This window comes from Streptomyces sp. D2-8 (assembly GCF_023184515.1).
Classification (GTDB): Bacteria; Actinomycetota; Actinomycetes; order Streptomycetales; family Streptomycetaceae; genus Streptomyces.
In genome coordinates this window covers 88905-115109 of record NZ_JAAHBP010000003.1, presented here as the reverse complement: position 1 = coordinate 115109, position 26205 = coordinate 88905, and the positions used below count along the sequence as shown (strand labels likewise).

The window sequence follows — 26205 nt, the reverse complement described above, 5'->3', positions numbered from 1 at the left end:
CCGGCGCCGGGCCCGGCCCTGGAGGGCCGGGATCAGCGCCTGGCTCCGGTGCGGTCGCGGTGCGCGAGGAGCCGCTGGGCGCCGGCGAGGCCGGGGGGCCGGTTGCGGCGCAGGGCGGCCCGGGCGGCATTGGCTCCCGGCGCGCCGTGCACGCCGCCGCCCGGGTGGGCTCCGGAGGAGGCGAGGTACAGGCCCGGTACCGGGGTCTCCGGGCGGCCGGTGCCGGGCAGGGGGCGGAGGACGAGCTGCTGGTGCATCGCGGTGGTGCCCCCGTTGATGGCTCCGCCCACGAGGTTGCCGTCGAGCGCCTCCAGGGTCGGGGGCGCCAGGATGCGGCGGCCGCGGATCAGGGAGCGGAAACCGGGCGCGAAGCGTTCCACCTGGCGTTCGACGCGGTCGGCCATGCGTTCCTGGTCCTTGGTGTCCCAGCGGCCGGTGATGCCCTCGTCGCCGGCGTCGGCCCGGATCTCGTGCGGGATGTGGGTGTAGGCCCAGGCCGATTCGGTGCCCTGCGGGGAGCGGGAGGCGTCGGAGGTGGTCATCTGGCCGAAGATCAGGAACGGCCGGTCCGGGACCTGCCGCATGGCGATCTGCGCGGCGAAGCGCGTCAGCTCGTCCATGCCGTCGGCGAGGTGCACGGTACCGGCCCGGGACGCCTCCTCCGCCTGCCAGGGCACCGGGCCGTCGAGCGCCCAGTCGACCTTGAACGTGGCGAAGTCCCACTGGAAGCGCCGCAGGTCGTCCAGGAGCTGCGCGGGCAGGTGCTCGGGTTCGACCAGCTCGCCGTACAGGGCGGGCACCGACACGTCCGCCAGCACCGCCCGGCGGGCCGGCACCGCGTCGCCGGCCGCCGTCCGCACGCCGACGGCACGCCCGCCGCGGACGACGACGTGCTCGACGCGCTGCCCGCAGCGCACCCGGCCGCCCCGGGTCCGCAGGCGGTGCACCAGGGCCGCGGTCAGGGCGCCGGAGCCGCCGGCCGGGACCGGGAAGCCGTAGGTCTGGCCCAGCATCGCCATCAGCCAGCCGAAGCCGCCGCTGCCCGCCGACTCGGGGGCGAGGTCGGCGTGCAGGGCGTTGCCGGCCAGCAGCAGGCGGCCGCCCTGGCCGCGGAACTCCTCCTCCCCCAGGCGGCGCACCGGCAGGACCAGGGAGCGCGCCACGCGCAGTCCGCCCGCCGCCCGCAGGCGCAGCGCCAGCCGCGCCGTGGCGCGGACGGGCGGGAACGGGGTGAACAGGGCCGCCAGCAGACCGGGGCGCATGCTCTGCCACACCTCGTGCAGCCGCTGCCAGGCGGCTCCGTCGCCCGGCTCGAAGGTGTCGAGGGACGCCGCGGTGGTCTCGATGTTCCGGTCCAGGACGGCGCAGCTGCCGTCGGTGAGGGGGTGGGCCAGCACGCTGGGCGCGTGGCTCCAGCGCAGTCCGTGCTCCTCGGGGTGCAGCGCGGCCAGGACGGGCGAGGCGGCCGCGAGGGGGTAGAAGGAGCTGAACAGGTCGTTGACGAAGGCGGGGTCGACGCCCCGGTCGTGGCGTACGGCGCCGCCCGGTTCGGGCTGCTCCTCCAGCACCTCGACGCTCCACCCGGCGTCCACGAGGACATTGGCGGCCACCAGGCCGTTGGGCCCTGCGCCGATCACCACGGCGTCAGGCATGGCCGGGCCCGTCCGCGTCGGACCCCGCGGTCACTTGTCCCAGGCCGCGGCGGGTGCCTCCCGGGACCCGCGCCGCGGCCTCGCACAGTTTGGCCAGACGGGCCAGCATGGCGCGGTGGCGCAGCTGGATCAGCGCCTCGAAGCCGACGTTGTGCATGCGCCCGCCCGCGCCCCGCAGGGGATGCTCGTCCACGATCACCAGGCAGTGCTCGCCCCAGGGCCGCAGCTCGATCGCGATGCGTGCCGAGCCGAGCGCACCGGCATGGGCCTCCAGCTCCAGCAGTTTGCCTTCCTCGCAGTTGCGGACGATCGTCTCGTTGTCGAGCCGCACGGGGCCGAGGCGGACCTCGTAGCCGATCGCCGCGCCGGTGCGTGGCCAGTTTCCGCGCACCGGGTGGGACTCGGAGGTGCCCACGACCCATTCCGCGTAGAGGTGGCCGTCGGCGAGGACGTCCCACACGGTGCCCGGGCCGACTCGGATCAGGTGATGGCGTACGGCCACGGATGCCTCCAGCTGCCTCGACCGGTAGTCCGTCGTCCACCCCGAGTGCCCAGGAACCTCTTGTTCAACAGCGCGTCCCATCGGCTCGCCACCGCCCGCCTCGCGCCGGGCCCGGCGCCGGCCGCCCCGCTTCACCTCTTGACGCCCTGGACGGCGTGGAGCACATTGACGGCACTTTGAGAGCGCTCTCACCTCCCGTACACGATCCGAGAGGCACCCCCACATGAGCGACACCACCGGCACCTCCCCCAGACGGCGCCCCTTCCGGAAGGCGTTCGTCGCCGTCGTCAGCACGCTCGGCCTCGCGGCGGCCGCCTCCGCGGTCGCCACTCCCTCCGCGAACGCCTCCGCGCCGACACCCCCGTCGGGCTGGACGCAGGTGTTCCTGGACGACTTCAACGGCGCCGCCGGCGCCGGCGTCAACACCGCCGACTGGCGGTACGCGACCGGCAAGGGCTACCCGGGCGGCCCGGCCAACTGGGGCACCGGCGAGATCGAGACGATGACGGACAGCACGGACAACGTCTCGCTCGACGGCAACGGCAACCTCCGCATCACGCCCCGGCGGGACGCCGCCGGCAACTGGACCTCCGGCCGGATCGAGACCAACCGCACCGACTTCCGGCCCCCGGCCGGCGGCAAGCTCCGCGTCGAGTCGCGCATCCAGGTGCCGAACGTCACCGGCGCCGCCGCCAAGGGCTACTGGCCGGCGTTCTGGATGCTGGGCGCCCCGTACCGCGGCGACTACTGGAACTGGCCGGCGGTCGGCGAGCTGGACATCATGGAGAACACCCAGGGCATGAACACGGTGTTCGCGACGATGCACTGCGGCACCTCCCCGGGCGGCCCCTGCAACGAGACCAGTGGCATCGGCAGTTCGACCACCTGCCAGGGCACCACCTGCCAGGCCGGCTTCCACACGTACCGGATGGAGTGGGACCGCTCGACGAGCGTCGAGGAGATCCGCTTCTACCTCGACGGCGTCAACTTCCACACCGTGCGCGCCAACCAGGTCGACGCGACGACCTGGAAGAACGCCACCGACCACGGCTTCTTCGTCATCCTGAACGTCGCGATGGGCGGCGGCTTCCCCGACGCGTTCGGGGGCGGCCCGGACGCCGGGACGCAGCCGGGCCATGCGATGGTCGTCGACTACGTGCAGGTACTGTCGTCCGGCGGCGGCACCGCGCCTCCCCCGACCGGCAACCGCGACGCCTACTCCGCCATCCAGGCCGAGTCCTACGACGGCCAGTCCGGCGTGGTCACCGAGACGACGGCCGACTCCGGCGGCGGCCGGAACGTCGGCGCGCTGGCAGGCGGCGACTGGCTGCACTTCAAGGGCGTGAACTTCGGCTCCTCGGCGGCCCGGCAGTTCAGCGCCCGGGTCGCGAGCGGAGCGGCGGGCGGCGTCAGCGGGCTGGTCGAGGTGCGGCTGGACAGCCGCGGCAACGCGCCTGTCGGGAGCTTCGCGGTGGGCAGCACCGGGGGCTGGCAGTCGTGGCGGACCGTCCCGGCGAACATCAGTGCCGTGACGGGCACGCACGACGTGTATCTGACCTTCACCAGCGGTCAGCCGGCGGACTTCGTGAACGTCAACTGGTTCACCTTCGGGCACTGAGACCCCTCGGCCGGGGGCTCCACGCGCGCGTGGAGCCCCTTTTCGCTGCCCTCAGCGCAGTTCCGCCCGGAAGGCCGCCGGGGTCTGGTCGGTGTGCTGGTGGAAGAACTTGGAGAAGTTCGCGGCGTCGGGGAAGCCGACCGCCACGCCGACCCGGCCGATGGGCAGTTCGGTGTGGGCGAGGAGCCGTTTGGCCTCGAGGACCACGCGCTTGTCGATGAAGGCCTTGGGGGTCTCACCGGTGGCGGCGCGCACCGCGCGGACCAGGGTGCGGCGGGAGTAGCCGAGCGCGTCGGCGTAGGCGCTGACACTGTGGTTGGTGGCGAAGTCCCGTTCCACGGCGTCCCGGAAGAGGGTGAAGGTGGAGTCGGACCGCTGTCGCAGGGCCTGGGCGGAACTCGCCGCGAGGTGGGCGAGCCGCAGCAGGAACGCCGTCAGCGCATGGCGCAGGACGGCGGTGTGCAGGCTCAGCGGGAGCGTGGCCGTGTCCTCGTACTCGCGCCGCAGTTGTGCGAGCGCGGCTTGAAGACCGGCGAGTTGGGGCGCGTCGGGGCGCAGCAGGGGCGGCAGGTCGTAGCGGTACAGGCTGGTGGCCTCCACGGTCGCGCGGGGCAGAAAGCCGGGCTGCATGGTCAGCACGGTTCCGCGGTACTCGCTGGTGCGCGAGAAGCGGTGGACCTGCCCCGGGCGGATCCACAGCAGGTCCCCGGCCATGGCCTCGTACTCGGTGAAGTCGACCATGTGCCGGACCGGGCCCGCGCCGAACAGCATCACGACGTGGAAGTCGATGCGGTGCACGCGCTCCAGTGGTGCGTCGGCATGCCAGGTGCGGCCGGTCCCCATCGGGCCGACCTGCATGCCGACGCCGCCGACGCTGAGCTCGACCGGGAAGGGGAACGTATCGATCCCGTCGCCGCCTTGGATGCTTCTGTCCGCCATGCCTGCCATGTCCGCCTCGTACCGCCCCGCTCGTGCGCCCTGCTGCCGGTGGGTGTCCCACTTTCACCACAGGCTGGCACACGGCGACCTTCCGTCGTAAAAGTCAGACTTTTAGTTTTGAACACATCAGACCAGCAACTTCGCTTCCATCAAGGATTTCTTGAAGATGAGCACGCAGACAGCGGACCGCTTCGCATGGACCGAACTCGACCGGCGTGCCGTCGACACCGCCCGTCTCCTGGCGGCGGATGCCGTCCAGCGGGTCGGCAACGGCCACCCCGGTACCGCGATGAGCCTGGCACCGGCGGCCTACACGCTCTTTCAGAAGGTGATGCGGCACGATCCCGCCGATCCCGAGTGGACCGGCCGTGACCGCTTCGTCCTGTCCCCCGGCCACACCTCGCTGACCCTCTACACGCAGCTCTACCTCGCGGGCTACGAGCTGGAGCTGGACGACCTGAAGGCGTTCCGCACGCACGGCTCCAAGACGCCCGGCCACCCCGAGTACGGGCACACCGCGGGTGTGGAGACCACCACGGGCCCGCTCGGCCAGGGCGTCGCGAACGCCGTCGGCATGGCGATGGCCGCCCGGTACGAGCGCGGCCTGTTCGACCCGGACGCCCCCGAGGGCGACTCCCCCTTCGACCACACGATCTGGGCGATCGTCTCCGACGGCGACCTCCAGGAGGGCGTCTCCGCCGAGGCCTCCTCGCTCGCCGGCCACCAGAAGCTCGGCAACCTGGTCTTCCTCTACGACGACAACCACATCTCCATCGAGGGCGACACCGCGACCGCGTTCTCCGAGGACGTGCTGAAGCGCTACGAGGCCTACGGCTGGCACGTGCAGCGGATCACGCCCGCAGAGGACGGCGACATCGACGTGCACGCGCTGTACGCGGCGCTGAGGGCGGCTCAGGCCGAGACCGAGCGCCCCTCGATCATCGCGATGCGCACCGTCATCGCCTGGCCCGCCCCGAACGCACGGAACACCGAGGCCTCCCACGGCTCGGCGCTCGGCGAGGACGAGGTCGCGGCCACCAAGCGCCTCCTCGGCTTCGACCCGGAGCAGTCCTTCGAGGTCGCCGACGAGGTGCTGGCCCACACCCGCCTGGCCCTGGACCGGGGCGCCGAGGCGCACACCGCCTGGGACAAGCGGATCGCCGCCTGGCGCGGCGAGAGCCCTGAGCGCACCGCCACGTTCGACCGTGTCAGCAAGGGCGAGCTGCCCGAGGGCTGGGAGGGCGCCCTGCCGGTGTTCGAGCCGGGCAAGGCGGTCGCCACGCGTGCGGCTTCCGGCAAGGTCCTGCAGGCGCTCGGCCCGGTCGTCCCCGAGCTGTGGGGCGGCTCCGCCGACCTGGCCGGCTCCAACAACACCACCATCGACAAGACCAGCTCGTTCCTCCCGGAGGGCAACCCGCTGCCGGAGGCCGACCCGTACGGCCGCACCGTCCACTTCGGCATCCGCGAGTTCTCCATGGCCGCGGAGATGAACGGCATCGCGCTGCACGGCAACACCCGGATCTACGGCGGCACCTTCCTGGTGTTCTCCGACTACATGCGCAACGCCGTGCGGCTGTCGGCCCTGATGCAGCTGCCGGTGACGTACGTGTGGACGCACGACTCCATCGGCCTCGGCGAGGACGGCCCGACCCACCAGCCCGTCGAGCACCTGGCGTCGCTGCGGGCCGTCCCGGGCCTGAACGTCGTTCGCCCGGCCGACGCCAACGAGACCGCGGTCGTCTGGGCCGAGATCCTGAAGCGGCACAGCACCGCCCCGGCCCCGCACGGTCTCGCGCTCACCCGCCAGGGCGTGCCCACGTACGACCCGGACCCGGACGCGGCGCGCGGCGGTTACGTGAGGTTCGAGGCGGAGGGCGGCGAGCCCCAGGTGATCCTGATCGCCACCGGTTCCGAGGTGCACGTCGCCGCCGGGGCGCGCGAGCTCCTCCAGGCCGTCGGCGTGCCCACCCGGGTCGTGTCGATGCCGTCCGTGGAGTGGTTCGAGGAGCAGCCGCGGTCCTACCGCGACAGCGTGCTTCCGCCGTCCGTGACGGCCCGGGTCGCCGTCGAGGCCGGGATCGGCCTGACCTGGTACCGGTTCGTGGGGGACGCCGGACGCATCGTCTCGCTGGAGCACTTCGGTGCCTCCGCCGACGCCAAGACCCTGTTCGCCGAGTACGGCTTCACCCCCGAGAACGTCGTCGCCGCCGCGCGGGAATCCCTGACCGCCGCCCGTGGCTGATCCGACCGCCCGAAAGAAGATGATCACTGTGACCGAAGCGACCGCGAGCGCGGGAGCACTCGAGCGCCTGTCCGACGAGGGCGTGTCGATCTGGCTCGACGACCTGTCGCGCCGGCGGATCGAGTCCGGCGACCTGGCCGGGCTCGTCGCCACGAGGAACGTCGTCGGCGTCACCACCAACCCGTCCATCTTCCAGGCCGCCATCGGCTCCGGCGCGGGCTACGAGGAGCAGCTCGCCGACCTGGCGGTACGCGGTGTGACCGTCGACGAGGCCGTCCGGATGATGACGACCGCCGACGTCCGGGCCGCCGCCGACGTCCTGCGGCCGGTGTACGAGGCCACCGGCGGCCGGGACGGCCGGGTCTCCATCGAGGTCGACCCCCGGCTGGCCCACGACACGAGGGCGACCGTCGCCGAGGCCCGGCAGCTGGCCTGGCTGGTGGACCGCCCCAACGTGATGATCAAGATTCCGGCGACGAAGGCGGGCCTGCCGGCCATCACCGAGGTGATCGGCGCGGGTATCAGTGTGAACGTGACACTGATCTTCTCGCTGGAGCGCTACCGCGAGGTCATGGACGCCTACCTCGCCGGCCTGGAGCGGGCGCGGGCGGCCGGCTTCGACCTGTCGGGCCTTCACTCGGTCGCGTCCTTCTTCGTCTCCCGTGTGGACTCCGAGATCGACAAGCGGCTGACGCTGCTGGGCACGGATGAGGCCCTCGCCCTGAAGGGCCGGGCGGCCCTGGCCAACGCGCGGCTCGCCTACGAGGCGTACGAACAGGTCTTCGCGGGCCCGCGCTGGCAGGCCCTGGAGGACGCCCGCGCGAACCGGCAGCGCCCCCTTTGGGCCTCCACCGGTGTGAAGGACCCCGCGTACAAGGACACCCTGTACGTGGACGAGCTGGTCGCCCCCGGGACGGTCAACACCATGCCGGAGGCCACGCTGAACGCCGTCGCCGACCACGGCGACGTCCAGGGCGACACCGTCACCGGCGGTTACGACGGGGCCCGCGCGGACCTGGCGGCCGTCGAACGGCTCGGCATTGCATACGACGAGGTGGTGCGGCAACTGGAGGACGAGGGCGTTGCCAAGTTCGAGGTGGCCTGGCAGGACCTGCTGGACGCGGTCACCAAGTCCTTGAACAGCAAGGGAGTTGACGCGTAATGAGCGAGGGCATCCCCCAGACGGCCGAACAGGAGACCAAGGGAACCAAGGAGGAGAAGGAGGCCCTGGCGGCTCAGGAGGCGGCCGGGGTCGAGCAGACCGGGGTGAGCGGCACGGCCGGGGCCGGCCCGCGCCCGGAGTACACCGAGGCCGACTTCGTCAATCCCCTGCGTGATGCGCGCGACCGCCGGCTGCCCAGGATCGCGGGCCCGTCCGGGCTCGTCATCTTCGGCGTGACCGGCGACCTGTCCCGCAAGAAGCTGATGCCGGCCGTGTACGACCTGGCCAACCGGGGTCTGCTGCCGCCGGGCTTCTCCCTGGTGGGCTTCGCCCGCCGGGACTGGGAGGACCAGGACTTCGCGCAGGTGGTGCACGACGCGGTCCGCGAGCACGCGCGGACCCCGTTCCGCGAGGAGGTGTGGCAGCAGCTCGCCGAGGGCATGCGGTTCATCCCCGGAGACTTCGACGACGACACGGCGTTCAAGCAGCTGCGCTCCGCCGTCGAGGAGCTGGACGCCTCCCGGGGCACCAGCGGCAACTACGCCTTCTACCTCTCGGTGCCGCCGAAGTTCTTCCCGAAGGTCGTCCAGCAGCTGAAGAAGCACAAGCTGGCCAGTGCTCCCGAGGGCTCCTGGCGCCGCGCGGTCATCGAGAAGCCGTTCGGGCACGACCTGCGGTCGGCCGAGGAGCTCAACGCGATCGTGCACGACGTGTTCGACCCGGAGCAGGTCTTCCGCATCGACCACTACCTGGGCAAGGAGACCGTCCAGAACCTCCTGGCGCTGCGCTTCGCCAACCAGATGTTCGAGCCGATCTGGAACCGGTCGTACGTCGACCACGTGCAGATCACCATGGCCGAGGACATCGGCATCGGCGGCCGGGCCGGCTACTACGACGGCATCGGCGCCGCCCGTGACGTCATCCAGAACCACCTGCTCCAGCTCATGGCGCTCACCGCGATGGAGGAACCGGCCGCCTTCGACGCCTCCTCGCTGCTCACCGAGAAGCTGAAGGTCCTCAAGGCCGTGCGGCTGCCGCAGGACCTGGGGCAGGGCACCGTGCGCGGGCAGTACGCGGCGGCCTGGCAGGGCGGCACCAAGGTGCGCGGCTACCTGGAGGAGGACGGCATCGACCAGGCCTCCACGACCGACACGTACGCCGCGGTGCGGCTCCAGGTGGAGAACCGCCGCTGGGCCGGCGTCCCGTTCTATCTGCGCACCGGCAAGCGGCTGGGCCGCCGGGTGACGGAGATCGCGGTGGTGTTCCAGCGGGCCCCGCACTCCCCCTTCGACTCCACCGCGACCGAGGAGCTGGGCTCCAACGCGATCGTCATCCGCGTCCAGCCCGACGAGGGCATGACGGTCCGCTTCGGCTCGAAGGTGCCGGGCACGTCGATGGAGATCCGGGACGTGACGATGGACTTCGCCTACGGCGAGTCGTTCACCGAATCGAGCCCCGAGGCGTACGAACGGCTGATCCTTGACGTCCTCCTGGGCGACGCCAACCTGTTCCCCCGTCACCAGGAAGTGGAAGAGTCCTGGAAGATCCTCGACCCGATCGAGCAGTACTGGGCCACGCACGGCCGGCCCGCGCAGTACGCCTCGGGCGGCTGGGGACCCGAGGAAGCCGACGAGATGCTCGCACGAGACGGACGGAGCTGGCGCAGGCCATGAAGATCGACCTGACCGACACCACGGCAAGCAAGATCAACAAGGCGCTGGTGCAGGGGCGCCGCGCCATCGGCACGCCCGCGGTGGGCATGGTCCTGACGATGGTGATCGTCACGGACGAGGAGAACGCCTACGACGCGATCAAGGCGGCCGAGGAGGCCTCGCACGAGCACCCCTCGCGCACCCTGGTGGTCATCAAGCGGCACGCCCGCACCCCGCGCGACCGCCAGTCCTCCCGCCTGGACGCCGAGGTCCGGGTGGGCGCCGACGCGGGCACCGGGGAGACGGTGATCCTGCGGACCTACGGCGAGGTGTCCGACCACGCCGACTCGGTGGTGCTGCCGCTGCTGCTGCCGGACGCGCCGGTGGTGGTGTGGTGGCCGATGGACGCCCCCGAGGTGCCCTCGAAGGACCCGCTCGGGGCGCTGGCCCAGCGGCGGATCACCGACCTGTACGCGGTCGCGAACCCCCTGGAGGTACTGGAGAGCCGGGTCCGCGCCTACGCGCCCGGCGACACCGACCTCGCCTGGACCCGGCTGACGCCCTGGCGTTCGATGCTGGCGGCGGCGCTGGACCAGGCCCGGGTGCGGATCATCTCGGCGGCGGTGGAGGCCGAGGCCGAGAACCCGGCCGCCGAGCTGCTGGCCCGCTGGCTGGAGGCGCGGCTGCACGTCCGCGTCGACCGCGTGGTCACCGCCGGGCCGGTCGTGACCGCCGTACGCCTTGGCACGGAGGACGGCGAGATCGTCATCGACCGCCCCGAGGGGCCCCTGGCCACGCTGACCCTGCCGGGCCAGCCGTCGCGCACCCTCGCGCTGAAGGTCCGTGCCACCTCCGAACTCATCGCCGAGGAGCTCCGGCGCCTCGACGCGGACGAGATGTACGCCATCGCCCTGAACGGCGAGGCAACCGAGGAGACCCCTGCTCATGTCTGACTCCCCCTCCGCAACCCCCCGGCTCACCCGGCGGCCCGAGTGGACCGCCCTGGAGGACCACCGCGAGGACGCCCTGCCGCAGCCGGACCTGCGCGAGCTGTTCGCGGCGGACCCGGGGCGCGCCGAGCGCTACGTCGTGCACGTCGGCGACCTGCGGATCGACTACTCCAAGCACCTGGTCACCGACGAGACGCTGGCCCTGCTCCAGGAGCTGGCCGCCGCCACCGGCGTGTTCGGGCTGCGGGACGCCATGTTCCGCGGCGAGAAGATCAACGTCACCGAGAACCGGGCCGTGCTGCACACCGCGCTGCGCGCCCCGCGGGACGCCGTGATCGAGGTCGACGGCGAGAACGTCGTCCCGGGCGTGCACGCCGTGCTCGACAAGATGGCCGCCTTCGCGGAGCGGGTGCGCTCGGGTGAGTGGACCGGTCACACCGGCAAGCGCATCCGCAACGTCGTCAACATCGGCATCGGCGGCTCGGACCTGGGCCCGGCGATGGCGTACGAGGCGCTGCGGCCGTTCACCGCGCGGGAGCTGACGTTCCGCTTCGTGTCGAACGTGGACGGCTCGGACCTGCACGAGGCGGTGCGCGATCTGGACCCGGCGGAGACGCTGTTCATCGTCGCGTCCAAGACCTTCACCACGATCGAGACGATCACCAACGCGACCTCGGCGCGCTCCTGGCTGCTGGAGGGCCTGGGGGGCGACGAGAAGGCGGTCGCCCAGCACTTCGTGGCGCTGTCGACCAACGCGGAGAAGGTCTCCGGCTTCGGCATCGACGTCGACAACATGTTCGAGTTCTGGGACTGGGTCGGCGGCCGCTACTCGTACGACTCGGCGATCGGCCTGTCCCTGATGATCGCGATCGGGCCGGACCGCTTCCGGGAGATGCTCGACGGCTTCCGCATCGTCGACGAGCACTTCCGCAGCGCCCCCGCGGAGGCCAACGCCCCGCTGCTCATGGGCCTGCTGGGCATCTGGTACGGCAACTTCCACGACGCCCAGTCGCACGCCGTCCTGCCCTACAGCCACTACCTGTCGAAGTTCACCGCTTACCTCCAGCAGCTCGACATGGAGTCCAACGGCAAGTCGGTGGACCGCGACGGGAACCCGGTGGACTGGCAGACCGGGCCGGTGGTGTGGGGCACGCCCGGCACCAACGGACAGCACGCCTACTACCAGTTGATCCACCAGGGCACCAAGCTCATCCCGGCCGACCTGATCGGCTTCGCGAGGCCCGTCGCCGAGCTGAGCGACGAACTGAAGGCGCAGCACGACCTGCTGATGGCCAACCTGTTCGCGCAGGGCCAGGCGCTCGCCTTCGGCAAGACCGCCGAGGAGGTGCGCGCGGAGGGCGTGCCCGAGGAGCAGGTGCCGCACCGCACCTTCCGCGGCAACCACCCGACCACGACGATCCTGGCCACCGAGCTGACCCCGTCGGTCCTCGGCCAGCTGGTCGCCCTCTACGAGCACAAGGTGTTCGTGCAGGGCGCCGTCTGGAACATCGACTCCTTCGACCAGTGGGGCGTCGAGCTCGGCAAGGTGCTCGCCAAACGTGTCGAGCCCGCCCTGACCGCGGGCGCTGACGTCCCCGGTCTCGACCCGTCCACGGCCGCGCTGGTGGCCGCCTACCGCAATCTTCGGGAAGTGAACTGACATGCAGATCGGTCTTGTGGGTCTCGGCAAGATGGGCGGCAACATGCGCGAGCGCCTGCGCAACGCCGGCCACACCGTCATCGGCTACGACACCAATCCCGAGAAGTCCGACGTCGCCACCCTGGCCGACCTCGTCAACCGGTTGGAGGCGCCGCGCACGGTCTGGGTCATGGTCCCGGCCGGCGACCCCACCCAGCACGTCATCGACCGTCTGGCGGACCTCCTCAAGCCGTACGACACGGTGGTCGACGGCGGCAACTCCCGCTGGACGGACGACGAGAAGCACGCCGAGGAGCTGAGCAAGCGCGGCATCGGCTTCGTCGACGCGGGTGTCTCGGGCGGCGTGTGGGGCCTGAAGAACGGCTACGCCCTGATGGTCGGCGGCGAGAAGGAGTACGTCGACCGGCTGCGGCCGATCTTCGAGGCGCTCAAGCCGGAGGGCCCCTACGGCTTCGTCCACGCGGGCAAGGTGGGCGCCGGGCACTTCGCGAAGATGGTCCACAACGGCATCGAGTACGCGATGATGCAGGCCTACGCCGAGGGCTGGGAGCTGCTGGAGGCCGTGGACTCGGTGGACAACGTCCGCGAGGTGTTCCGCTCCTGGCAGGACGGCACCGTCATCCGCTCCTGGCTGCTGGACCTGGCGGTGGACGCGCTGGACGAGGACGAGCATCTGGAGGAGCTCCGGGGCTATGCCCAGGACTCCGGTGAGGGACGCTGGACCGTGGAGGCCGCGATCGACAACTCCGTCCCGCTGCCGGCGATCACCGCCTCGCTCTACTCCCGGTTCGCCTCCCGGCAGGACGACTCGCCGCAGATGAAGATGATCGCGGCGCTGCGCAACCAGTTCGGCGGCCACGCCGTCGAGTCCGCGAAGAAGGCGTAGGCGTGGGTGATCTGCTGCTGGTCCGCCACGGCGAGACGGAGTGGAGCCGGAGCGGCCAGCACACCAGCTTCACCGACCTGCCCCTCACCCGGCACGGTGAGGAGCAGGCCGAGGCGCTCGCCCCGCTCCTCGCGGGCCGCTCGTTCGCACTGGTCCTCACCAGCCCGCTCGGCCGCGCGGTGCGCACCGCCGAACTCGCGGGTCTGACGGGGGCCGTGCGGGACGCGGACCTGCACGAGTGGTACTACGGCGCCTACGAGGGCGTCACCACCGAGGAGGTACACCGCACCCGGCCCGACTGGGACCTGTGGACCGACGGCGGGCCGCCTGGCTCCGACGGCCGGCCCCGCGAGTCCCCCGAGGAGGTCGGCGAGCGGGCCGACCGGGTGCTGGCGCGGGCGGCACAGGCGCTGCCCGAGGGCGATGTGATGCTGGTGGCCCACGGCCACTTCCTCCGCGTCCTGACAGCCCGCCGGCTGGGTCTGCCCCCGGCGCGGGGGCAGTTGTTCCGGCTGGAGACCGGGACGGTCAGCCGGCTGTCGACCGAGCACGGCCGGCCCGTGCTCGCGGAGTGGAACAGCAGGGCGTAACCGGCCCCGGCCGGAGGTGAGTTGACAGCCTCCGGCCGGGCACGTCAGAGTCCCCGCTGATGCAGATCGACGACTTGACGCCCGCCGAGGAGCGGGTGTGGCGTGCCTTTCCGCGCGGGCAGGACGTGGACTTCCGGGGCCCGGCCGACGAGGACCCGGCGCGGGGGGCGGACTGGGGACCCGAACGGACCGTGCGGGCGGCCGTGGTGCGGGCCCTGCTGCTGAGCGCGCCGCAGGAGGACGGGGAGACCGCCGCCCTCAGGCTGGCGGGCGCGCGGATCACCGGGGTGCTGAACCTCCAGTACGGCGAGATCGACCACGCCGTGCGCCTCAGTGCCTGCTCCTTCGAGAACGTGCCCGTGCTGTACGCGGCGCGGCTGCGCCAGCTGAACCTGCGCGGCTCGGTCCTGCCCGGCCTGGACGCCGCCACCGTGCGCGTGGACGGCGTCCTGCGCCTGTCGGACTGTGTGTTCGCCGGGCCCGTACGGCTGGGCGGGGCGCAGCTCTCCGGCGCGCTGTTCATGGACGGGGCCGCCATCGACGAGCCGCCGTCCGGCGAGCCGGCGCTCCAGCTCAACCATGTGACCGTCGGGGACGGCCTGTCGGCGCCGGGCATGCGGACGCGCGGCGAAGTGCGGCTGACGGGCGCGTCGGTCGCGGGCTCGATCGACCTCAACAAAGCGCGGCTCGAGGCCGGTGCCGGTGAGGTCGCCCTCGACGCGGAGACGCTCACGGTGGAGGGCGACGCCCTGCTGCGCGAAGCGGACGTGCTGGGCTGGATCGGCTTGCGCGGCGCCCGGATCGCGGGCCGTCTCGACCTGTCGCACGCACGGCTGGCGAACCCGGGTGACGCGGCGCTGCGGGCCAGCAGCTGCACCATCGGGGAACTCTGGCTGCGCAAGGGGCCTCCCATGGAGGGCACCCTCAATCTGCGCCGCGCCCAGGTGGACGTGCTGTTCCTGGAGCCGGAGGTGGTCCCCGGAGAGGTCCTGCTCAACAGTCTCGTCTACACCTCCCTCACCCCGCACGAGCCCGCCGAGCGGCGCCTGGCGATGCTGGAGCGGGACGGCGAGGGCTATGTCCCGCACGCCTACGAGCAGTTGACCGCCGCCTACCGCAGGATCGGCGACGACCCCGCGGCCCGCTTCGTCCAGCTCGCCAAGCAGCGCCGCCGCCGCGGCACCCTGCCCTGGTACGGCCGGCTGTGGGGCCATGTGCAGGACGCCACCGTCGGTTACGGCTTCCGCCCCCTGCGGGCCGCGGGCTGGCTGGTGTCGCTGCTCGTGGTCGGCTCCCTCGCCTACGCGCTGCACCACCCCGCGCCGCTGAAGGCGGACGAGGTGCCGCAGTTCAACCCAGTGTTCTACACCCTCGACCTGCTGCTGCCGGTCATCTCCTTCGGGCAGGAGTCCGCGTTCGCCCCCACCGGCGGCTATCAGTGGCTCTCCTACGCCCTCGTGCTCACGGGCTGGATCCTCGCCACCACCGTGGTCACCGGCATCACCCGGACCGTCAGCCGCCAGTGAGCGAACGCACCGTGTGCTGCGCGGCCAGCCGCACCGGGGCGTTGGCGGCGCCGTAGCCCCGGTAGCCGCCGTCGCGCTGGACCAGTTCGAAGAAGACCCGGCCGACGGTGCGGGTGTAGCAGTGGCGGAAGACGCCGTGCGCGTCACGGTCGTAGAGGATGCCGAGGTCGCGGTAGGTCTCCAGCTCGCCGTCGGTGAACTCGAAGCGGGCGGCGAGGTCGTCGTAGTAGTTCGCCGGGACCGGCAGCAGACTGCCGCCCGCGTCCCGGAAGCGGCGGGCCGAGGCGACCACGTCGTCCGTGGCCAGGGCGATGTGCTGGGCGTGGACCGTGTCGTCCGTGGGCGCGGCGCCGACGGTGAGGGCGACCCGGACGCTCCCGTCGGGGGTGGTGACGGCGCGGCTGCGCATCAGGCCGTAGGGGTCGGCGACGTCGACGCTCTCCTGTGCGTGCAGGCCGAGGACGCCGCGGTGGAAGAGGGCCGCCTCGTCGAAGTGGTGCCAGGGCTGAGTGAGGGCGAGGTGGTCGATGCCCCGGATGCCCGCTTCCGCCGAGGGCAGCCCCGTGTCCTCGAAGTCGGCCCGCCAGTCGGGCAGTTCCGGGCGGCCCGTGGCGCAGAAGAACAGCTCCGTGCCGTCGGGTGCGGCGACGGCGTCGAGCACCGCGTCCTGCGGTGCTCGACGGCGCGGCAGGACGGGCGCGAGCAGTGCCTCGGCGCGCCGGGCCGCTCCGGCCGGATCCGGTGACTCCAGCCCGATCGCGGCGAGCTGGGCGCCGTCGCGGCGGACGGCCGGCCCGGTGTTGACCAGGATCCGGGCGTCGCCCTGCTCCCACAGGCCGACGGGCTTGCCGCGGTGCCGTGCGGTACGGGTGAAGCCCAGGGCCCCGAGCAGGGCTGCGAGGGGTTCGGCGTCGGGCGTGACCAGCTCGGCGAAGGCGACGCCGGTGGGGACGACGGGGTCGGGCAGGGGTGCCCTGCCCACCGTCTCCTGGAGGACCAGCAGCGAGCGCCGGGCGTCGACGGCGGTCGGGCCGGCATCGGCCTGCCGGAACACGTCGTTGAAGACCTCCAGGGAGAGCGGGCCGTCGTAGCCGGTGGCCAGCACGTGGCGCACCAGCCCCGCGACATCGAAGCCGCCCTGCCCCGGGAAGCAGCGGTAGTGACGGCTCCACTGCAGGACGTCCATGGCGAGCAGCGGGGCGTCGGCGAGCTGGAGGAAGAAGATCTTCTCGCCGGGGATGGCCGCGATGCCTTCGAGGTCCTTGGGGTCCGATCCGCGCGAGAGGATGTGGAAGCTGTCCAGGCAGGTGCCGAGCGCGGGATGGCCGGCCGTCTCGACGATGCGCCAGGCGTGGTCGTACGTACTGACGTGCCGCCCCCACGCGAGCGCCTCGTAGGCCACCCGGATGCCGGACTCCCCTGCCAGGTCGGCGAGTCGGCTGAGCTGCTCGGCGGCGAGGGCGTCGTCGTCCACCGCCTGCGGGGAGACGCTGGAGCAGACGAGGACCGTGTCGGCGCCGAGCCGGCGCATCAGCTCGAACTTGTGCCGGGCCCGCCGCAGGTTCCGGGCGAACTCCGCCTCGGGGACGGCCTCGATGTCCCGCATCGGCTGGTAGAGGTCGATGCGGAGCCCGAGGTCGGCGCAGCGGGCGCGGATGTTCTCGGGAGCGAGGGGGCTGGCCAGCAGGTCGTTCTCGAAGATCTCCACCCCGTCGAAGCCGGCCCGGGCGGCGGCGTCGAGCTTCTCGGTGAGGGAGCCGCTGAGGGAGACGGTGGCGATGGACGTGCGCACGGCGGTACCTCTCTCTAGTTCGAAGCCCCGACGGCCCCGGCCAGTTCGGTCAGGTCCGCCAGCATCCGCGCGGCGTCGGGTTCCCTGCCGGTGAACAGGCGGAACGCGTCGGCGGCCTGGAAGGCGGCCATGCCGCCGCCGTCGAGGGTGGCGCAACCCAGGGCGCGGGCGGTGCGCAGCAGCCGGGTCTCCAGCGGGCGGTAGACCACCTCGGCCACCCACAGTCCGGGGTGGAGCAGCTCGGCGGGCAGCGGCAGGCCGGGGTGGGCGGCCATGCCGGTGGGGGTGGCGTGGACGATGCCGTCGGCGTGCGCGAGCAGCTCGGCCTGCCGGTCCGGGCGGGCGGCGGCCGCGCGGCCCTCGCCGAAGGTCCGGTTCAGGGAGCCGGCCAGGGCTGCGGCCCGCTCGGGCAGGGCGTCGACGAGGGTGACCCGCTCGGCGCCGAGGGTGAGCGTGGCGTGGGCGACGGCCGCGCCCGCACCGCCGGCGCCCAGCTGCACGACCCGCTCCAGCGGCGCGTCGGGCAGCCCGCGTGCGAACGACGCGGCGAAGCCGGTGACGTCCGTGTTGTGGCCGACCGCGCGGCCGTCCTCGAACACGACCGTGTTGACCGCGCCCAGCGCCTCGGCCTGCGGGGCGAGGGCGTCCAGGTGCTCGATGACGAGCTGCTTGCAGGGGTGCGTGATGTTGAGCCCGTCGAAGCCCAGGTCGCGGGCGGCCCGCAGCAGATCGCCCACCGCCTCGGGCGGTACCCCGAGGGTGTCGATGTCGATCAGCCGGTACAGCAGGCGCAGGCCCTGCCGGTCGGCCTCCCGCTCGTGCAGGGCCGGGCTGAGTGACGGGCCGATGCCGGAACCGATCAGTCCGACGAGATACGACTCCTTGGGCACGCGCGCCTCCCGAGCGGCTCACTAATGTACGAACTAGTACGTTAGCTATATCAGCCGAGCACGAACCCGGGAAGACCCCGCGGGCGGACGTGCCCCTGCTTCTAGAATCACCGGCACCCGACCCTTTGCCCCCGAAGGAACCTGATGACCAGCGTCGAAGAACCGGCACGATCCGGCGAGCGCATCCGGGACGCCGCCCGCACCCGGGCCGAGATCCTCGACGTCGCCACCCAGGAGTTCGCCCGGGCCGGCTACGACGGGGCCCGGGTGGACGAGATCGCCGCCCGCACCCGCACCACGAAGCGGATGATCTACTACTACTTCGGCGGCAAGGAGCAGCTGTTCACGGCCGTGCTGGAGCGCGCTTACGGCGTGATCCGGGAGGCCGAGCAGCAGCTCGACGTCGACGATCTGGACCCGGTGGCGGCCATCCGGCGCCTGGCCGAGCTGACCTTCGACCACCACGAGCAGCACCCCGACTTCATCCGCCTGGTCAGCATCGAGAACATCCACGAGGCGCAGCACATCGCCGGCTCCGAGAAGCTCGGGAAGATGGGCTCCCCCGCCCTGGACGTGATCCGCCGGATCCTGGCGTCGGGCCAGGAGTCGGGCCTGTTCACGGCCGACGTCGACGCCGTCGACCTGCACGCCATGATCTCCTCCTTCTGCTTCTTCCGGGTCTCCAACCGGCACACCTTCGGCGCGCTGTTCGGCCGCGACCTGCTCGACGGGGCACAGCGCGCGCACTACCGCGCGATGCTGGGCGACATGGTGATCGCGTACCTGACGGCGGAGCGCGCGGCGCACTGAACGCCCCGTGCACGACCCCTTGACACCGGCGGCACACGGGCGCAGCATCACTGGCCATCCCCTACTAACTACCCAGTGGGTTAATTAGCCGCGATCCGGCCCGTCCCCTCTGCTTGCCGTTCTTCTCACTCCGCCTAGGGTGGAGCCCGCCAAGGAGCCGCCGTGTCCGTCCCCGCCACGCCCCGAGGGGCCGCCGCCCCACCCGGTCAGCCGAAGAAAGCCGCGACCGCCGCCTGGATCGGCAGCGCGCTGGAGTACTACGACTTCTTCATCTACGGCAGCGCCGCCGCGCTGATCTTCCCCGAGGTGTTCTTCGACGAGTCCGACCCGGCCACCGCGACCCTGCTGTCGCTGGCCACGTTCGGCGTCGCGTACGCCGCCCGCCCGGTCGGCGCGCTGGTCCTCGGCCACTTCGGCGACAAGCTCGGCCGCAAGAAGATCATGGTCTTCACGCTGATGCTGATGGGCCTGTCGACGTTCCTGATCGGCTGTCTGCCGACCCGGGACCAGGTCGGCAACCTCGCCCCGGTCCTGCTGGTGCTGTGCCGGGTGCTGCAGGGCATCTCGGCGGCGGGCGAGCAGGCCAGCGCCAACTCCATGACGCTGGAACACGCGCCACCGGACCGGCGCGGCTTCTTCACCAGCTTCACCCTCAGCGGCACCCAGGGCGGCCAGCTGCTGGCCACGCTGGTGTTCATCCCGGTGGCCGCGCTGCCCGAGGAGCAGTTGCTGTCGTGGGGCTGGCGGCTGCCGTTCTGGCTGAGCGTCGCGGTCGCCGTCGTCGGCTTCGTCATCCGCCGCAAGCTGGACGAGACGCCGGCCTTCGCCCAGCAGGCCGCGCAGGAGGGCGTCGTGAAGCTGCCCCTCGCGGTGCTGGCGCGCGAGCACTGGGCGGATGTGCTGCGGGTGGTCGGGGGTGCGCTGATCGCCTCGGTCAGCACGATCTTCACGGTGTGGGCGCTGGCGTACGCCACGAGCGACGCGGTCGGCATGTCGCGTACGGCCATGCTGTGGGTGGGCGCCCTGGCCAATGTCGTCGCGCTCGCCGCGATCCCGCTGTGGGCGACGCTGTCCGACCGGATCGGGCGCCGCCCGGTGTTCCTGATCGGCGCGGTGGGCAGCGCGGTGACGATGTTCCTGTACCTGTGGGCGGTCTCCACGGGCTCCTACCCGCTGACGTTCCTGACGGGCATCGTCTGCTTCGGCGTGGTCTACAGCGCCGCGAACGGCGTGTGGCCCGCCTTCTACGGCGAGATGTTCGCGACCCGGGTCCGGCTGTCCGGGGTGGCCATCGGCACGCAGATCGGTTTCGCGGCGGCCGGGTTCGCGGTGACGTTCGCGGCGCGGATCGCGGGGCCGGGGGGCGACGACTGGTCGGCGGTGGCGCTGTTCACGGCGGCGCTGTGCGTGCCGCCCGTGATCGCGGCGCTGTCGGCGCGGGAGACGCACCGGGTCCCGACCGAGGCGCTGGGTGAACGTGCGGTCCGGGAAGCCGTTCAGCCGGAGAAAGTGACGGCCTGAGGCCATCAGGTGCTGCTGCCGGGCCCTTTGCGGGCCCGGCAGCTCGTGCTTCAGCTGTTGGACCAGCCTCGCCGACACAGGACCAGGCGGTAGCCGTCCGGGTCCTCGACGGTGACTCCCCACTCGTTCCAGTAGGGGTTGGGGGACTCCACCCTCGTGCCGCCGTGCTCCTCCAGCCGGGCGACCAGGTCGTCCGGGACGGGACCGTCCACGTAGACGACGAGCAGATCCTCCTCCGTGGGGCGGGGCTCGACCGGCCGGGCGGGCTCGTGCACGAGCTCCAGGTGCCAGTCGGCGTCGGGCCAGCCGAGCATCAGCAGGTCGTGCTCCCCGGGTTCGTCCCCGCCCTCGGCCCGCCACACCACGCCGAGCCCGAGCCCTCCGCCCCAGAACCGCTCGGCCGCGGCGAGGTCCCTGGAGGGACGGGCGATACGAATGTGGCTGCGACCGTTCACGGGCATCGTGACCTCTTCTCTTCGGCGTCCCGGCCTGGGCGCGACGCCCCGAGCCTAGGAAACCGTCCGCCACCGGACCATCGGCCATCGGTCCTGCACCCCGGGCCCCAGGCATACCGCCCCCCCGGGTTGTTCACACGGGTCGACACACCCAGCCCCCTCGCTCATGCGTTCCCGCGCGATCATGAACCGTTCCTGCACCACGATGGGGTCTGAGGCGGTCCGGGCGGGGTAGGCCGGATCTCACCTCGACTAGCGCGACGGGAGAAGAGCCATGGCACAGCTGCGACAAGAGGTCGATCCGGGTGAGGCCGGGCTGGATCCGCAGGTGCTGGGCCGCCTGGACCGGACCTTCGCCCATCTGGTCGACGACGGGCGTCTGCCGGGCTTCCTGGTGTCCGTCGCCCGGGCCGGGCGCGTCGCGCACCTCGCGACGCACGGTCTGCGCGACATCGCGGCCGGGCTCCCGGTCGAGCCCGACACGCTGTGGCGGGTGTACTCCATGACGAAGCCGGTCACCGCGGTCGCCGCACTGCTGCTGGTGGAGGAGGGCCGGCTGTCGCTGGACGACCCGGTCGCCGACCACCTGCCCGCCTTCGCCGACCCGCGGGTCTACGTCGGCGGCTCCGGGGCGGACGTCGAGACCCGCCCCGCCGACGGCCAGATACTCGTCCGGCATCTGATGACCCACACCTCGGGTCTGACTTTCGGCTTCTACCACACCCACCCCGTCGACGCCCTGTACCGCGAGGCCAACCTGGAGTCGTCGGTGCCGCCGGGTGCGAACCTGGCCGAGACCATCGAGGTGTACGCGAGCCTGCCGCTGCAGTTCGAGCCGGGCACCGAGTGGAACTACTCGGTGGCCAGCAACGTCCTCGGCCGGATCATCGAGGTCGTGTCCGGACAGCCGCTCGACGTGTTCTGCGCCGAGCGGATCTTCGGGCCGCTCGGCATGACGGACGCGGGCTTCCACGTCACGGACGCGCAGGCGCCCCGGCTCTCCGAGATGTACGGGGAGAAGGAGGGCGGCGGCATCGAGCCGATCCCGGGGCTCCCGCTGCGCGGTCGGCCGCGGTTCCTGTCGGGCAGCGGCGGCATGGTGTGCTCGGCCCGCGACTACCACCGCTTCATGGAGCTGCTGCGCCGCCGGGGCGAGCTCGACGGCATGCGGCTGCTCGCCCCGCGGACGGTGGACCTGATGACCCGCAACCACCTGCCCGGCGGCGTTGACCTGCGGGCCTTCGGCAGCCGCCCCGCCCACGACGAACCCGGCAACGAAGGGCTCGGCTTCGGCCTCAACTGCTCCGTGGTGATCGATCCGTCCCGCACTCTGGTGCCGTCCGGGCTCGGCGCCTTCGGCTGGAGCGGGGTGGCCACGACGACGTTCTGGGTCGATCCGGGCCGCGACCTGACGGTGCAGTTCATGACGCAGATGCGGCCCAGGACCACCCACACGGTCTTCAAGGACCTCAAGCGGCTGATCCACGAGGCCCTCTCGGGCTGATGCCCGCTACTGGTCGACGCGGAGCGTGAACCCGACTCCGTCCCGGGCGAGTTCACGCAGCCACTGCTCGGACCGGTCGGCCGTCCCGGCGGCGCGGTTCAGGCCCGGCGGCAGGGAGCCGTCCAGGACGTGGCGGACGCCGAGGGCGAGGGTCCGGGAGACGCAGCGGGCCATGGCGCTCTCCTCGGCATCGCCCACCAGGTCCAGCAGGTAGCCGCCCGCCCAGGTCCGCCCGGACCCGGCCCGCACGTCCAGCGACACGGCGAGGACGACCCGGTCGTGGTCGTCGTCGGTGGTGGGGTGGGCGGCGGCCAGTTCCCGCGCCAGGGCGGCGATGCGATCGTCGTCGCCGGTCCTCAGCTCCTCGAAGACGCCGTCCCAGGCGCGCAGCCAGCCCTCCAGACGCAGGGTGCCGCGGACGAACGTGCGCGGTGTCCAGGCCTCCGGCAGCCCGTACTGCGCGACGAAGGGGACGCTGTCGCGGTTGGGGTAGACCTCGAACGTCTCCCCGTCGACGACATGCCGCCGGGTCGCCTCCCAGGGCCGCTCGGCGACCGTCTGCGCACCGCCCTCGATGTAACGGGCCGGGGAGCGCAGGGCGCCCAGGACACCCGCGGGTGCCCAGCTGAAGCGGTACGTGAAGTCGTTCGGGACGGCGGGGACACCGCCGCAGTACGACGTGAGGGCGTACGAGGCGGGCGTCTCGTCGCCGATCGCCTCCCGGGCCCGGGCGACCAGGGCGTGGGCGAAGAGGTGGTCGATGCCCGGGTCGAGCCCGGCCTCGGTGAGGACGACGAGCCCGGCCTTCCCGGCGGCGGGCACCTGCTCCAGCACCGCGTCCGACACATAGCTGGAGCACGCGAAGTGCGCCCCCTGCCGTACGCACTGCGCGAGGAGCGGCGCGTGCTCCGGCGCGGGCAGCATCGACACGACGACATCGCCCGGGGCGAGTTCGGCGGCGAGCGCGGACAGCGTGTAGGCACGGGGCTCGGCCCGGCCGGTGAGGCCCAGTCGGCCGAGGGCGTCGGCGGCGCGGGCCTCGGTGCGGTGCCAGAGCCGTACGCGCTCGGCGGTGTCGCACAGCGTGGCCAGGCCGCTGCCCGTGGACAGGCCGGCGCCGATCCAGTGGACGGTGCCGCTCGCCGCCGCCGGTTCAGTGGCCAAGGGACTCCCCCTTGTCGAGGCCGTGGGCGCGGGAGGCGTCACGGAAGCGGTCCAGACAGCGTCCCCAGGGCCCAAAGACGCCGAAGTCGAGCAGGTGGGGCAGCAGGGCGGCCGAGAAGTCTGCGCTGGATTCCAGCGGCAGCAGGGAGGGCAGGTTGTCGATCGCGATCAGGTCGAGCGGGGGTTCGTCGCGCAGGCGCCGGACGGGCTCGTCCCAGGAGGTGGTGTCGTCGTACACCGGAAGGACGTTGAGCGGCGAACCGACGTCGCAGGTCACGTCGCACAGGGTGCGCAGGCGGCGGTCGGGGGTGTCGAGGTCCTGCTCGCGGAGGAAGGGCGGGACGGGGGTGGTGGCGAGCACCGCGTTCACCATCACGTCGTGCCGCAGCAGGGCGGGGCGGTCCAGGTCCCGGGTCTCGGCGAGGTCCCAGCAGGTCGGGTCGACCCCGGCGGTGGCGAAGGCCGTGCGGGCGCCGCGGCCGCTGCGGCCCAGGGCGCCGATGACGAGGCCGGTGAACTCGGCGTCGTCGGCGGCGGGCTTGAGCGTCTCGTCCAGGTCTTCCTTGGTGGTCGGCGCCAGCGGTGCCCGCAGCCGGCCCCGGTGCCGGAGCACGGCCAGGGCGGCGCCCAGGTAGCCGGCCCAGAAACCGAAGGCGGCGAGGCGCCGCCCGGTGTCGTCCACCAGGTACTCCAGGTCGAGCAGCGCCCCGCCTCCGGCCGCGAACCGGCCCAGCAGCTCCGCCGCTCCTGGCTGGTTCTTGTAGGCGTGGCCGAAGAAGATGTGCCGGTGCGTCAGTTCGGCCGGGTCCTCGGGCAGTTCCTTCAGGCCGAGCACGACGGCGTCCCGCGGCGCCGTCACCCACGAGCCCGCGGGGGCGACGCGGCAGCCGGCCGCCTCGTACTCCTCGATCGGGAAGACCCGCTGCGGGGACTCCTCCACGGTCAGTTCCACTCCGTGCCCGACGAGCCGCCGGGCATCGTCGGGCACGATCGGAGTGCGTCGCTCGGTCGTTCGGGCCTCGTGGCGCAGCCACAGATGGAGCTCGGTCATACCAGTGGGCCTCCGGCGTGAGGCGTCGGCCGCTGAGGGCCGACGCTTCTGGGGCGGACGTCCACGAAGCGTACGCGGCCCGCCTGCGGGTCGCGCACGGATTCGCCCAGGTCACGTCGGGGAGCCGGAACCGGCCGAGGTGGTCAGGAGGAGCTGACCACCGCGTCCAGGTGGGGCAGATGGTGGTCGAGGCGCTCCCGCTTGGTGCGCAGGTACGTGATGTTGTTCTCGCACGGCGGGATCAGCAGCGGCACCTGCTCGGCGACCGTGATGCCGTGGTCCACCAGTGCCTCGCGCTTGCGCGGGTTGTTGGACATCAGCCGCACGGACCGGACGCCCAGGTCGTCCAGGATCCGCGCGGCGACACCGTAGTCCCGGGCGTCGACCGGCAGGCCGAGGGCGAGGTTGGCCTCGACGGTGTCCAGGCCCTCCGCCTGCAGGGCCATCGCGCGCAGCTTGGCGAGCAGGCCGATGCCGCGGCCTTCATGCCCTCTGAGGTAGACCACGATGCCGGCGCCCTCGGCGACGACCGCGCGCAGGGCGGCGTCGAGCTGGTCGCCGCACTCGCAGTGCTGGGAGCCGAAGGCGTCGCCGGTCAGGCACTCCGAGTGCAGCCGGATGAGGACGTCGTCCGTGCCGATCTCTCCGTAGACCAGCGCCACCTGTTCGTCACCGCGGTCATGGTCCAGGTAGCCGACCGCCTGGAATTTCCCGTACACGGTGGGCAAGGGCGCATTCACGACGCGTTCCACGCCGGTCCGCTGCGTCGACTTCTTGCCGAGTACGCCAATTTTTTCTGTCATGATTCTCGAGTTCCTAAGCAGAGACGAAAGGCCGTGACGTTATGAGTGATCTGGTGCCGGCGGACACCACGGAAGACGTACGGACGCGGGGCTCCGGTGTCTCACGGCAGGTCGCGGTGCTTCCCGTGGGGAGCTTCGAGCAGCACGGTCCGTACCTCCCGCTGGCGACCGACACGCTCGTCGCCTGTGCCGTCGCGCGGGAGATAGCCGGCGCGTACCCGGTGCACCTCCTTCCTCCGGTGACGATCTCGTGCTCGCACGAGCACGCGGCCTGGCCGGGGACCGTCAGCATCTCCTCGGTGACCCTTCATGCGGTGGTACGGGACATTGCGGCTTCGCTGCGCCGGTCCGGGGTCGACGCCCTGGTGGTGGTCAACGGGCACGGCGGCAACTACGTGCTGGGCAACGTGGTTCAGGAATCCTCCGCCCGCGGCGAGCGGATGGCGCTCTTCCCGGCCGCGGAGGACTGGGAGGCGGCGCGCGAGCGGGCGGGTGTGGTCACCTCGCTGCTCACCGACATGCATGCGGGGGAAATAGAGACCTCCATCCTTCTGCACGCTCATCCCGAAATGCTCCGACCCGGTTACGAGACTTCCGATTTCGTCGCTGACGACCGGCGTCATCTGCTCACCCTCGGCATGTCCGGCTATACCGATTCCGGTGTCATCGGCCGTCCTTCGCTGGGTTCGGCGGAAAAGGGGAAGGAACTCCTGGCGAGCCTCGCGGATTCCTTCGGGGCGTATTTCTCGATGCTGGCCTCCGACGCGTAGTCAGCCGCGGTCGCGGGGACGGGCTGCGGGTCCGGTACGACGGACCGGGGCCCGGCCCGCAGGCCC

Annotated in this window: 22 protein-coding genes; 13 read left to right on the top strand and 9 right to left on the bottom strand. The window is 72.1% G+C overall.

Going from position 1 to position 26205, the window contains the following annotated elements:
* Nucleotides 1-32 precede the first annotated feature (32 nt).
* Both G3I77_RS06870 and G3I77_RS06865 read right to left on the bottom strand, forming a co-directional pair.
* Nucleotides 33-1652 (bottom strand): NAD(P)/FAD-dependent oxidoreductase, encoded by a 1620-nt coding sequence (locus G3I77_RS06870; RefSeq protein WP_248501698.1) that lies wholly within the window; start codon nt 1650-1652, stop codon nt 33-35.
* A complete protein-coding gene (locus tag G3I77_RS06865; RefSeq protein WP_248501697.1) occupies nt 1645-2154 on the bottom strand; it encodes an SRPBCC family protein in 510 nt (169 codons plus the stop codon). Before G3I77_RS06865 ends, G3I77_RS06870 begins: the two co-directional genes overlap by 8 nt.
* Nucleotides 2155-2377: 223 nt before the next feature.
* Here G3I77_RS06865 and G3I77_RS06860 point away from each other — a divergent pair, with 223 nt between their 5' ends.
* Nucleotides 2378-3772, top strand: coding sequence for a glycoside hydrolase family 16 protein (locus G3I77_RS06860; protein ID WP_248501696.1), 1395 nt, complete (start codon nt 2378-2380; stop codon nt 3770-3772).
* Between the two features lie 51 nt (nt 3773-3823).
* Here the strand turns inward: G3I77_RS06860 and G3I77_RS06855 are convergent, their stop codons facing one another.
* Entirely contained in the window at nt 3824-4711 is an 888-nt protein-coding gene (locus tag G3I77_RS06855) for an AraC family transcriptional regulator (protein ID WP_248501695.1), read from the bottom strand.
* A 166-nt stretch (nt 4712-4877) separates the two neighbouring features.
* Here G3I77_RS06855 and tkt point away from each other — a divergent pair, with 166 nt between their 5' ends.
* Genes tkt through G3I77_RS06815 form a run of 8 tightly spaced genes read left to right on the top strand, consistent with a single transcriptional unit; the run spans nt 4878 to nt 15379 of the window.
* The gene (tkt, locus tag G3I77_RS06850) at nt 4878-6953 is read left to right on the top strand and encodes a transketolase (protein WP_248501694.1); all 2076 of its coding nucleotides are present in this window, start codon (nt 4878-4880) and stop codon (nt 6951-6953) included.
* Nucleotides 6954-6972: 19 nt separating this feature from the next.
* Nucleotides 6973-8115, top strand: a complete 1143-nt coding sequence (gene tal, locus G3I77_RS06845) for a transaldolase (RefSeq protein WP_248501693.1) — start codon at nt 6973-6975, stop codon at nt 8113-8115.
* Nucleotides 8115-9788 carry a glucose-6-phosphate dehydrogenase gene (zwf, locus tag G3I77_RS06840; RefSeq protein ID WP_248501692.1) on the top strand — a complete coding sequence of 558 codons (1674 nt, stop codon included), beginning with the start codon at nt 8115-8117 and terminating at the stop codon, nt 9786-9788. Before tal ends, zwf begins: the two co-directional genes overlap by 1 nt.
* Nucleotides 9785-10720, top strand: a complete 936-nt coding sequence (opcA, locus tag G3I77_RS06835; RefSeq protein ID WP_248501691.1) for a glucose-6-phosphate dehydrogenase assembly protein OpcA — start codon at nt 9785-9787, stop codon at nt 10718-10720. The genes zwf and opcA overlap by 4 nt, the downstream gene beginning before the upstream one ends.
* Nucleotides 10713-12377 (top strand): glucose-6-phosphate isomerase, encoded by a 1665-nt coding sequence (gene pgi, locus G3I77_RS06830; protein WP_248501690.1) that lies wholly within the window; start codon nt 10713-10715, stop codon nt 12375-12377. The genes opcA and pgi overlap by 8 nt, the downstream gene beginning before the upstream one ends.
* Nucleotide 12378: 1 nt before the next feature.
* The gene (gene gnd, locus G3I77_RS06825; RefSeq protein ID WP_248501689.1) at nt 12379-13263 is read left to right on the top strand and encodes a phosphogluconate dehydrogenase (NAD(+)-dependent, decarboxylating); all 885 of its coding nucleotides are present in this window, start codon (nt 12379-12381) and stop codon (nt 13261-13263) included.
* 2 nt (nt 13264-13265) lie between these two features.
* Complete coding sequence (locus tag G3I77_RS06820; protein ID WP_248501688.1) at nt 13266-13853, top strand: histidine phosphatase family protein; 588 nt, start codon at nt 13266-13268, stop codon at nt 13851-13853.
* A 59-nt stretch (nt 13854-13912) separates the two neighbouring features.
* Nucleotides 13913-15379 (top strand): membrane-associated oxidoreductase, encoded by a 1467-nt coding sequence (locus tag G3I77_RS06815; protein WP_248501687.1) that lies wholly within the window; start codon nt 13913-13915, stop codon nt 15377-15379.
* On the opposite strand, the gene G3I77_RS06810 is transcribed toward G3I77_RS06815, so the two are convergent.
* Together G3I77_RS06810 and G3I77_RS06805 are read right to left on the bottom strand one after the other, a co-directional pair.
* Entirely contained in the window at nt 15366-17171 is a 1806-nt protein-coding gene (locus tag G3I77_RS06810) for a sugar phosphate isomerase/epimerase and 4-hydroxyphenylpyruvate domain-containing protein (RefSeq protein WP_248501686.1), read from the bottom strand. The two genes, G3I77_RS06815 and G3I77_RS06810, sit on opposite strands and share 14 nt — an antisense overlap.
* A 14-nt stretch (nt 17172-17185) precedes the next feature.
* Nucleotides 17186-18061, bottom strand: a complete 876-nt coding sequence (locus G3I77_RS06805) for a shikimate dehydrogenase (RefSeq protein WP_248501685.1) — start codon at nt 18059-18061, stop codon at nt 17186-17188.
* A gap of 144 nt (nt 18062-18205) precedes the next feature.
* On the opposite strand from G3I77_RS06805, the gene G3I77_RS06800 reads away from it, so the two are divergent.
* Together G3I77_RS06800 and G3I77_RS06795 are read left to right on the top strand one after the other, a co-directional pair.
* Nucleotides 18206-18871: a TetR/AcrR family transcriptional regulator gene (locus tag G3I77_RS06800; protein WP_248501684.1), complete on the top strand. Its 666-nt coding sequence runs from the start codon at nt 18206-18208 to the stop codon at nt 18869-18871.
* A 162-nt stretch (nt 18872-19033) separates the two neighbouring features.
* Nucleotides 19034-20392: an MFS transporter gene (locus G3I77_RS06795; RefSeq protein WP_248501683.1), complete on the top strand. Its 1359-nt coding sequence runs from the start codon at nt 19034-19036 to the stop codon at nt 20390-20392.
* Between the two features lie 50 nt (nt 20393-20442).
* On the opposite strand, the gene G3I77_RS06790 is transcribed toward G3I77_RS06795, so the two are convergent.
* Nucleotides 20443-20853, bottom strand: a complete 411-nt coding sequence (locus tag G3I77_RS06790; RefSeq protein WP_248501682.1) for a VOC family protein — start codon at nt 20851-20853, stop codon at nt 20443-20445.
* Nucleotides 20854-21121: 268 nt separating this feature from the next.
* Here G3I77_RS06790 and G3I77_RS06785 point away from each other — a divergent pair, with 268 nt between their 5' ends.
* Complete coding sequence (locus tag G3I77_RS06785) at nt 21122-22351, top strand: serine hydrolase (RefSeq protein ID WP_248501681.1); 1230 nt, start codon at nt 21122-21124, stop codon at nt 22349-22351.
* Between the two features lie 6 nt (nt 22352-22357).
* On the opposite strand, the gene G3I77_RS06780 is transcribed toward G3I77_RS06785, so the two are convergent.
* The 3 genes from G3I77_RS06780 to ribA all read right to left on the bottom strand — a co-directional run bounded on the left by G3I77_RS06780 (nt 22358) and on the right by ribA (nt 25369).
* The gene (locus tag G3I77_RS06780; RefSeq protein ID WP_248501680.1) at nt 22358-23515 is read right to left on the bottom strand and encodes a saccharopine dehydrogenase family protein; all 1158 of its coding nucleotides are present in this window, start codon (nt 23513-23515) and stop codon (nt 22358-22360) included.
* Complete coding sequence (locus tag G3I77_RS06775) at nt 23505-24566, bottom strand: saccharopine dehydrogenase (protein WP_248501679.1); 1062 nt, start codon at nt 24564-24566, stop codon at nt 23505-23507. The genes G3I77_RS06780 and G3I77_RS06775 overlap by 11 nt, the downstream gene beginning before the upstream one ends.
* 143 nt (nt 24567-24709) lie before the next feature.
* On the bottom strand, nt 24710-25369 hold the full coding sequence (ribA, locus tag G3I77_RS06770) for a GTP cyclohydrolase II (RefSeq protein WP_248501678.1): 660 nt from the start codon (nt 25367-25369) through the stop codon (nt 24710-24712).
* A 41-nt stretch (nt 25370-25410) separates the two neighbouring features.
* Between ribA and G3I77_RS06765 the strand changes: the two genes are divergently transcribed.
* Entirely contained in the window at nt 25411-26139 is a 729-nt protein-coding gene (locus G3I77_RS06765) for a creatininase family protein (RefSeq protein WP_308311361.1), read from the top strand.
* Nucleotides 26140-26205: the final 66 nt, after the last annotated feature.

Coding starts and splice junctions, on each gene's coding strand:
- G3I77_RS06815 (WP_248501687.1), top strand. CDS start 13,913: ATGCAGATCGACGACTTGACGCCCGCCGAGGAGCGGGTGTGGCGTGCC.
- G3I77_RS06860 (WP_248501696.1), top strand. CDS start 2,378: ATGAGCGACACCACCGGCACCTCCCCCAGACGGCGCCCCTTCCGGAAG.
- pgi (WP_248501690.1), top strand. CDS start 10,713: ATGTCTGACTCCCCCTCCGCAACCCCCCGGCTCACCCGGCGGCCCGAG.
- G3I77_RS06855 (WP_248501695.1), bottom strand. CDS start 4,711: ATGGCGGACAGAAGCATCCAAGGCGGCGACGGGATCGATACGTTCCCC.
- G3I77_RS06775 (WP_248501679.1), bottom strand. CDS start 24,566: ATGACCGAGCTCCATCTGTGGCTGCGCCACGAGGCCCGAACGACCGAG.
- tal (WP_248501693.1), top strand. CDS start 6,973: ATGATCACTGTGACCGAAGCGACCGCGAGCGCGGGAGCACTCGAGCGC.
- G3I77_RS06790 (WP_248501682.1), bottom strand. CDS start 20,853: ATGCCCGTGAACGGTCGCAGCCACATTCGTATCGCCCGTCCCTCCAGG.
- G3I77_RS06785 (WP_248501681.1), top strand. CDS start 21,122: ATGGCACAGCTGCGACAAGAGGTCGATCCGGGTGAGGCCGGGCTGGAT.
- G3I77_RS06765 (WP_308311361.1), top strand. CDS start 25,411: ATGAGTGATCTGGTGCCGGCGGACACCACGGAAGACGTACGGACGCGG.
- G3I77_RS06870 (WP_248501698.1), bottom strand. CDS start 1,652: ATGCCTGACGCCGTGGTGATCGGCGCAGGGCCCAACGGCCTGGTGGCC.
- zwf (WP_248501692.1), top strand. CDS start 8,115: ATGAGCGAGGGCATCCCCCAGACGGCCGAACAGGAGACCAAGGGAACC.
- tkt (WP_248501694.1), top strand. CDS start 4,878: ATGAGCACGCAGACAGCGGACCGCTTCGCATGGACCGAACTCGACCGG.
- opcA (WP_248501691.1), top strand. CDS start 9,785: ATGAAGATCGACCTGACCGACACCACGGCAAGCAAGATCAACAAGGCG.
- ribA (WP_248501678.1), bottom strand. CDS start 25,369: ATGACAGAAAAAATTGGCGTACTCGGCAAGAAGTCGACGCAGCGGACC.
- G3I77_RS06800 (WP_248501684.1), top strand. CDS start 18,206: ATGACCAGCGTCGAAGAACCGGCACGATCCGGCGAGCGCATCCGGGAC.
- gnd (WP_248501689.1), top strand. CDS start 12,379: ATGCAGATCGGTCTTGTGGGTCTCGGCAAGATGGGCGGCAACATGCGC.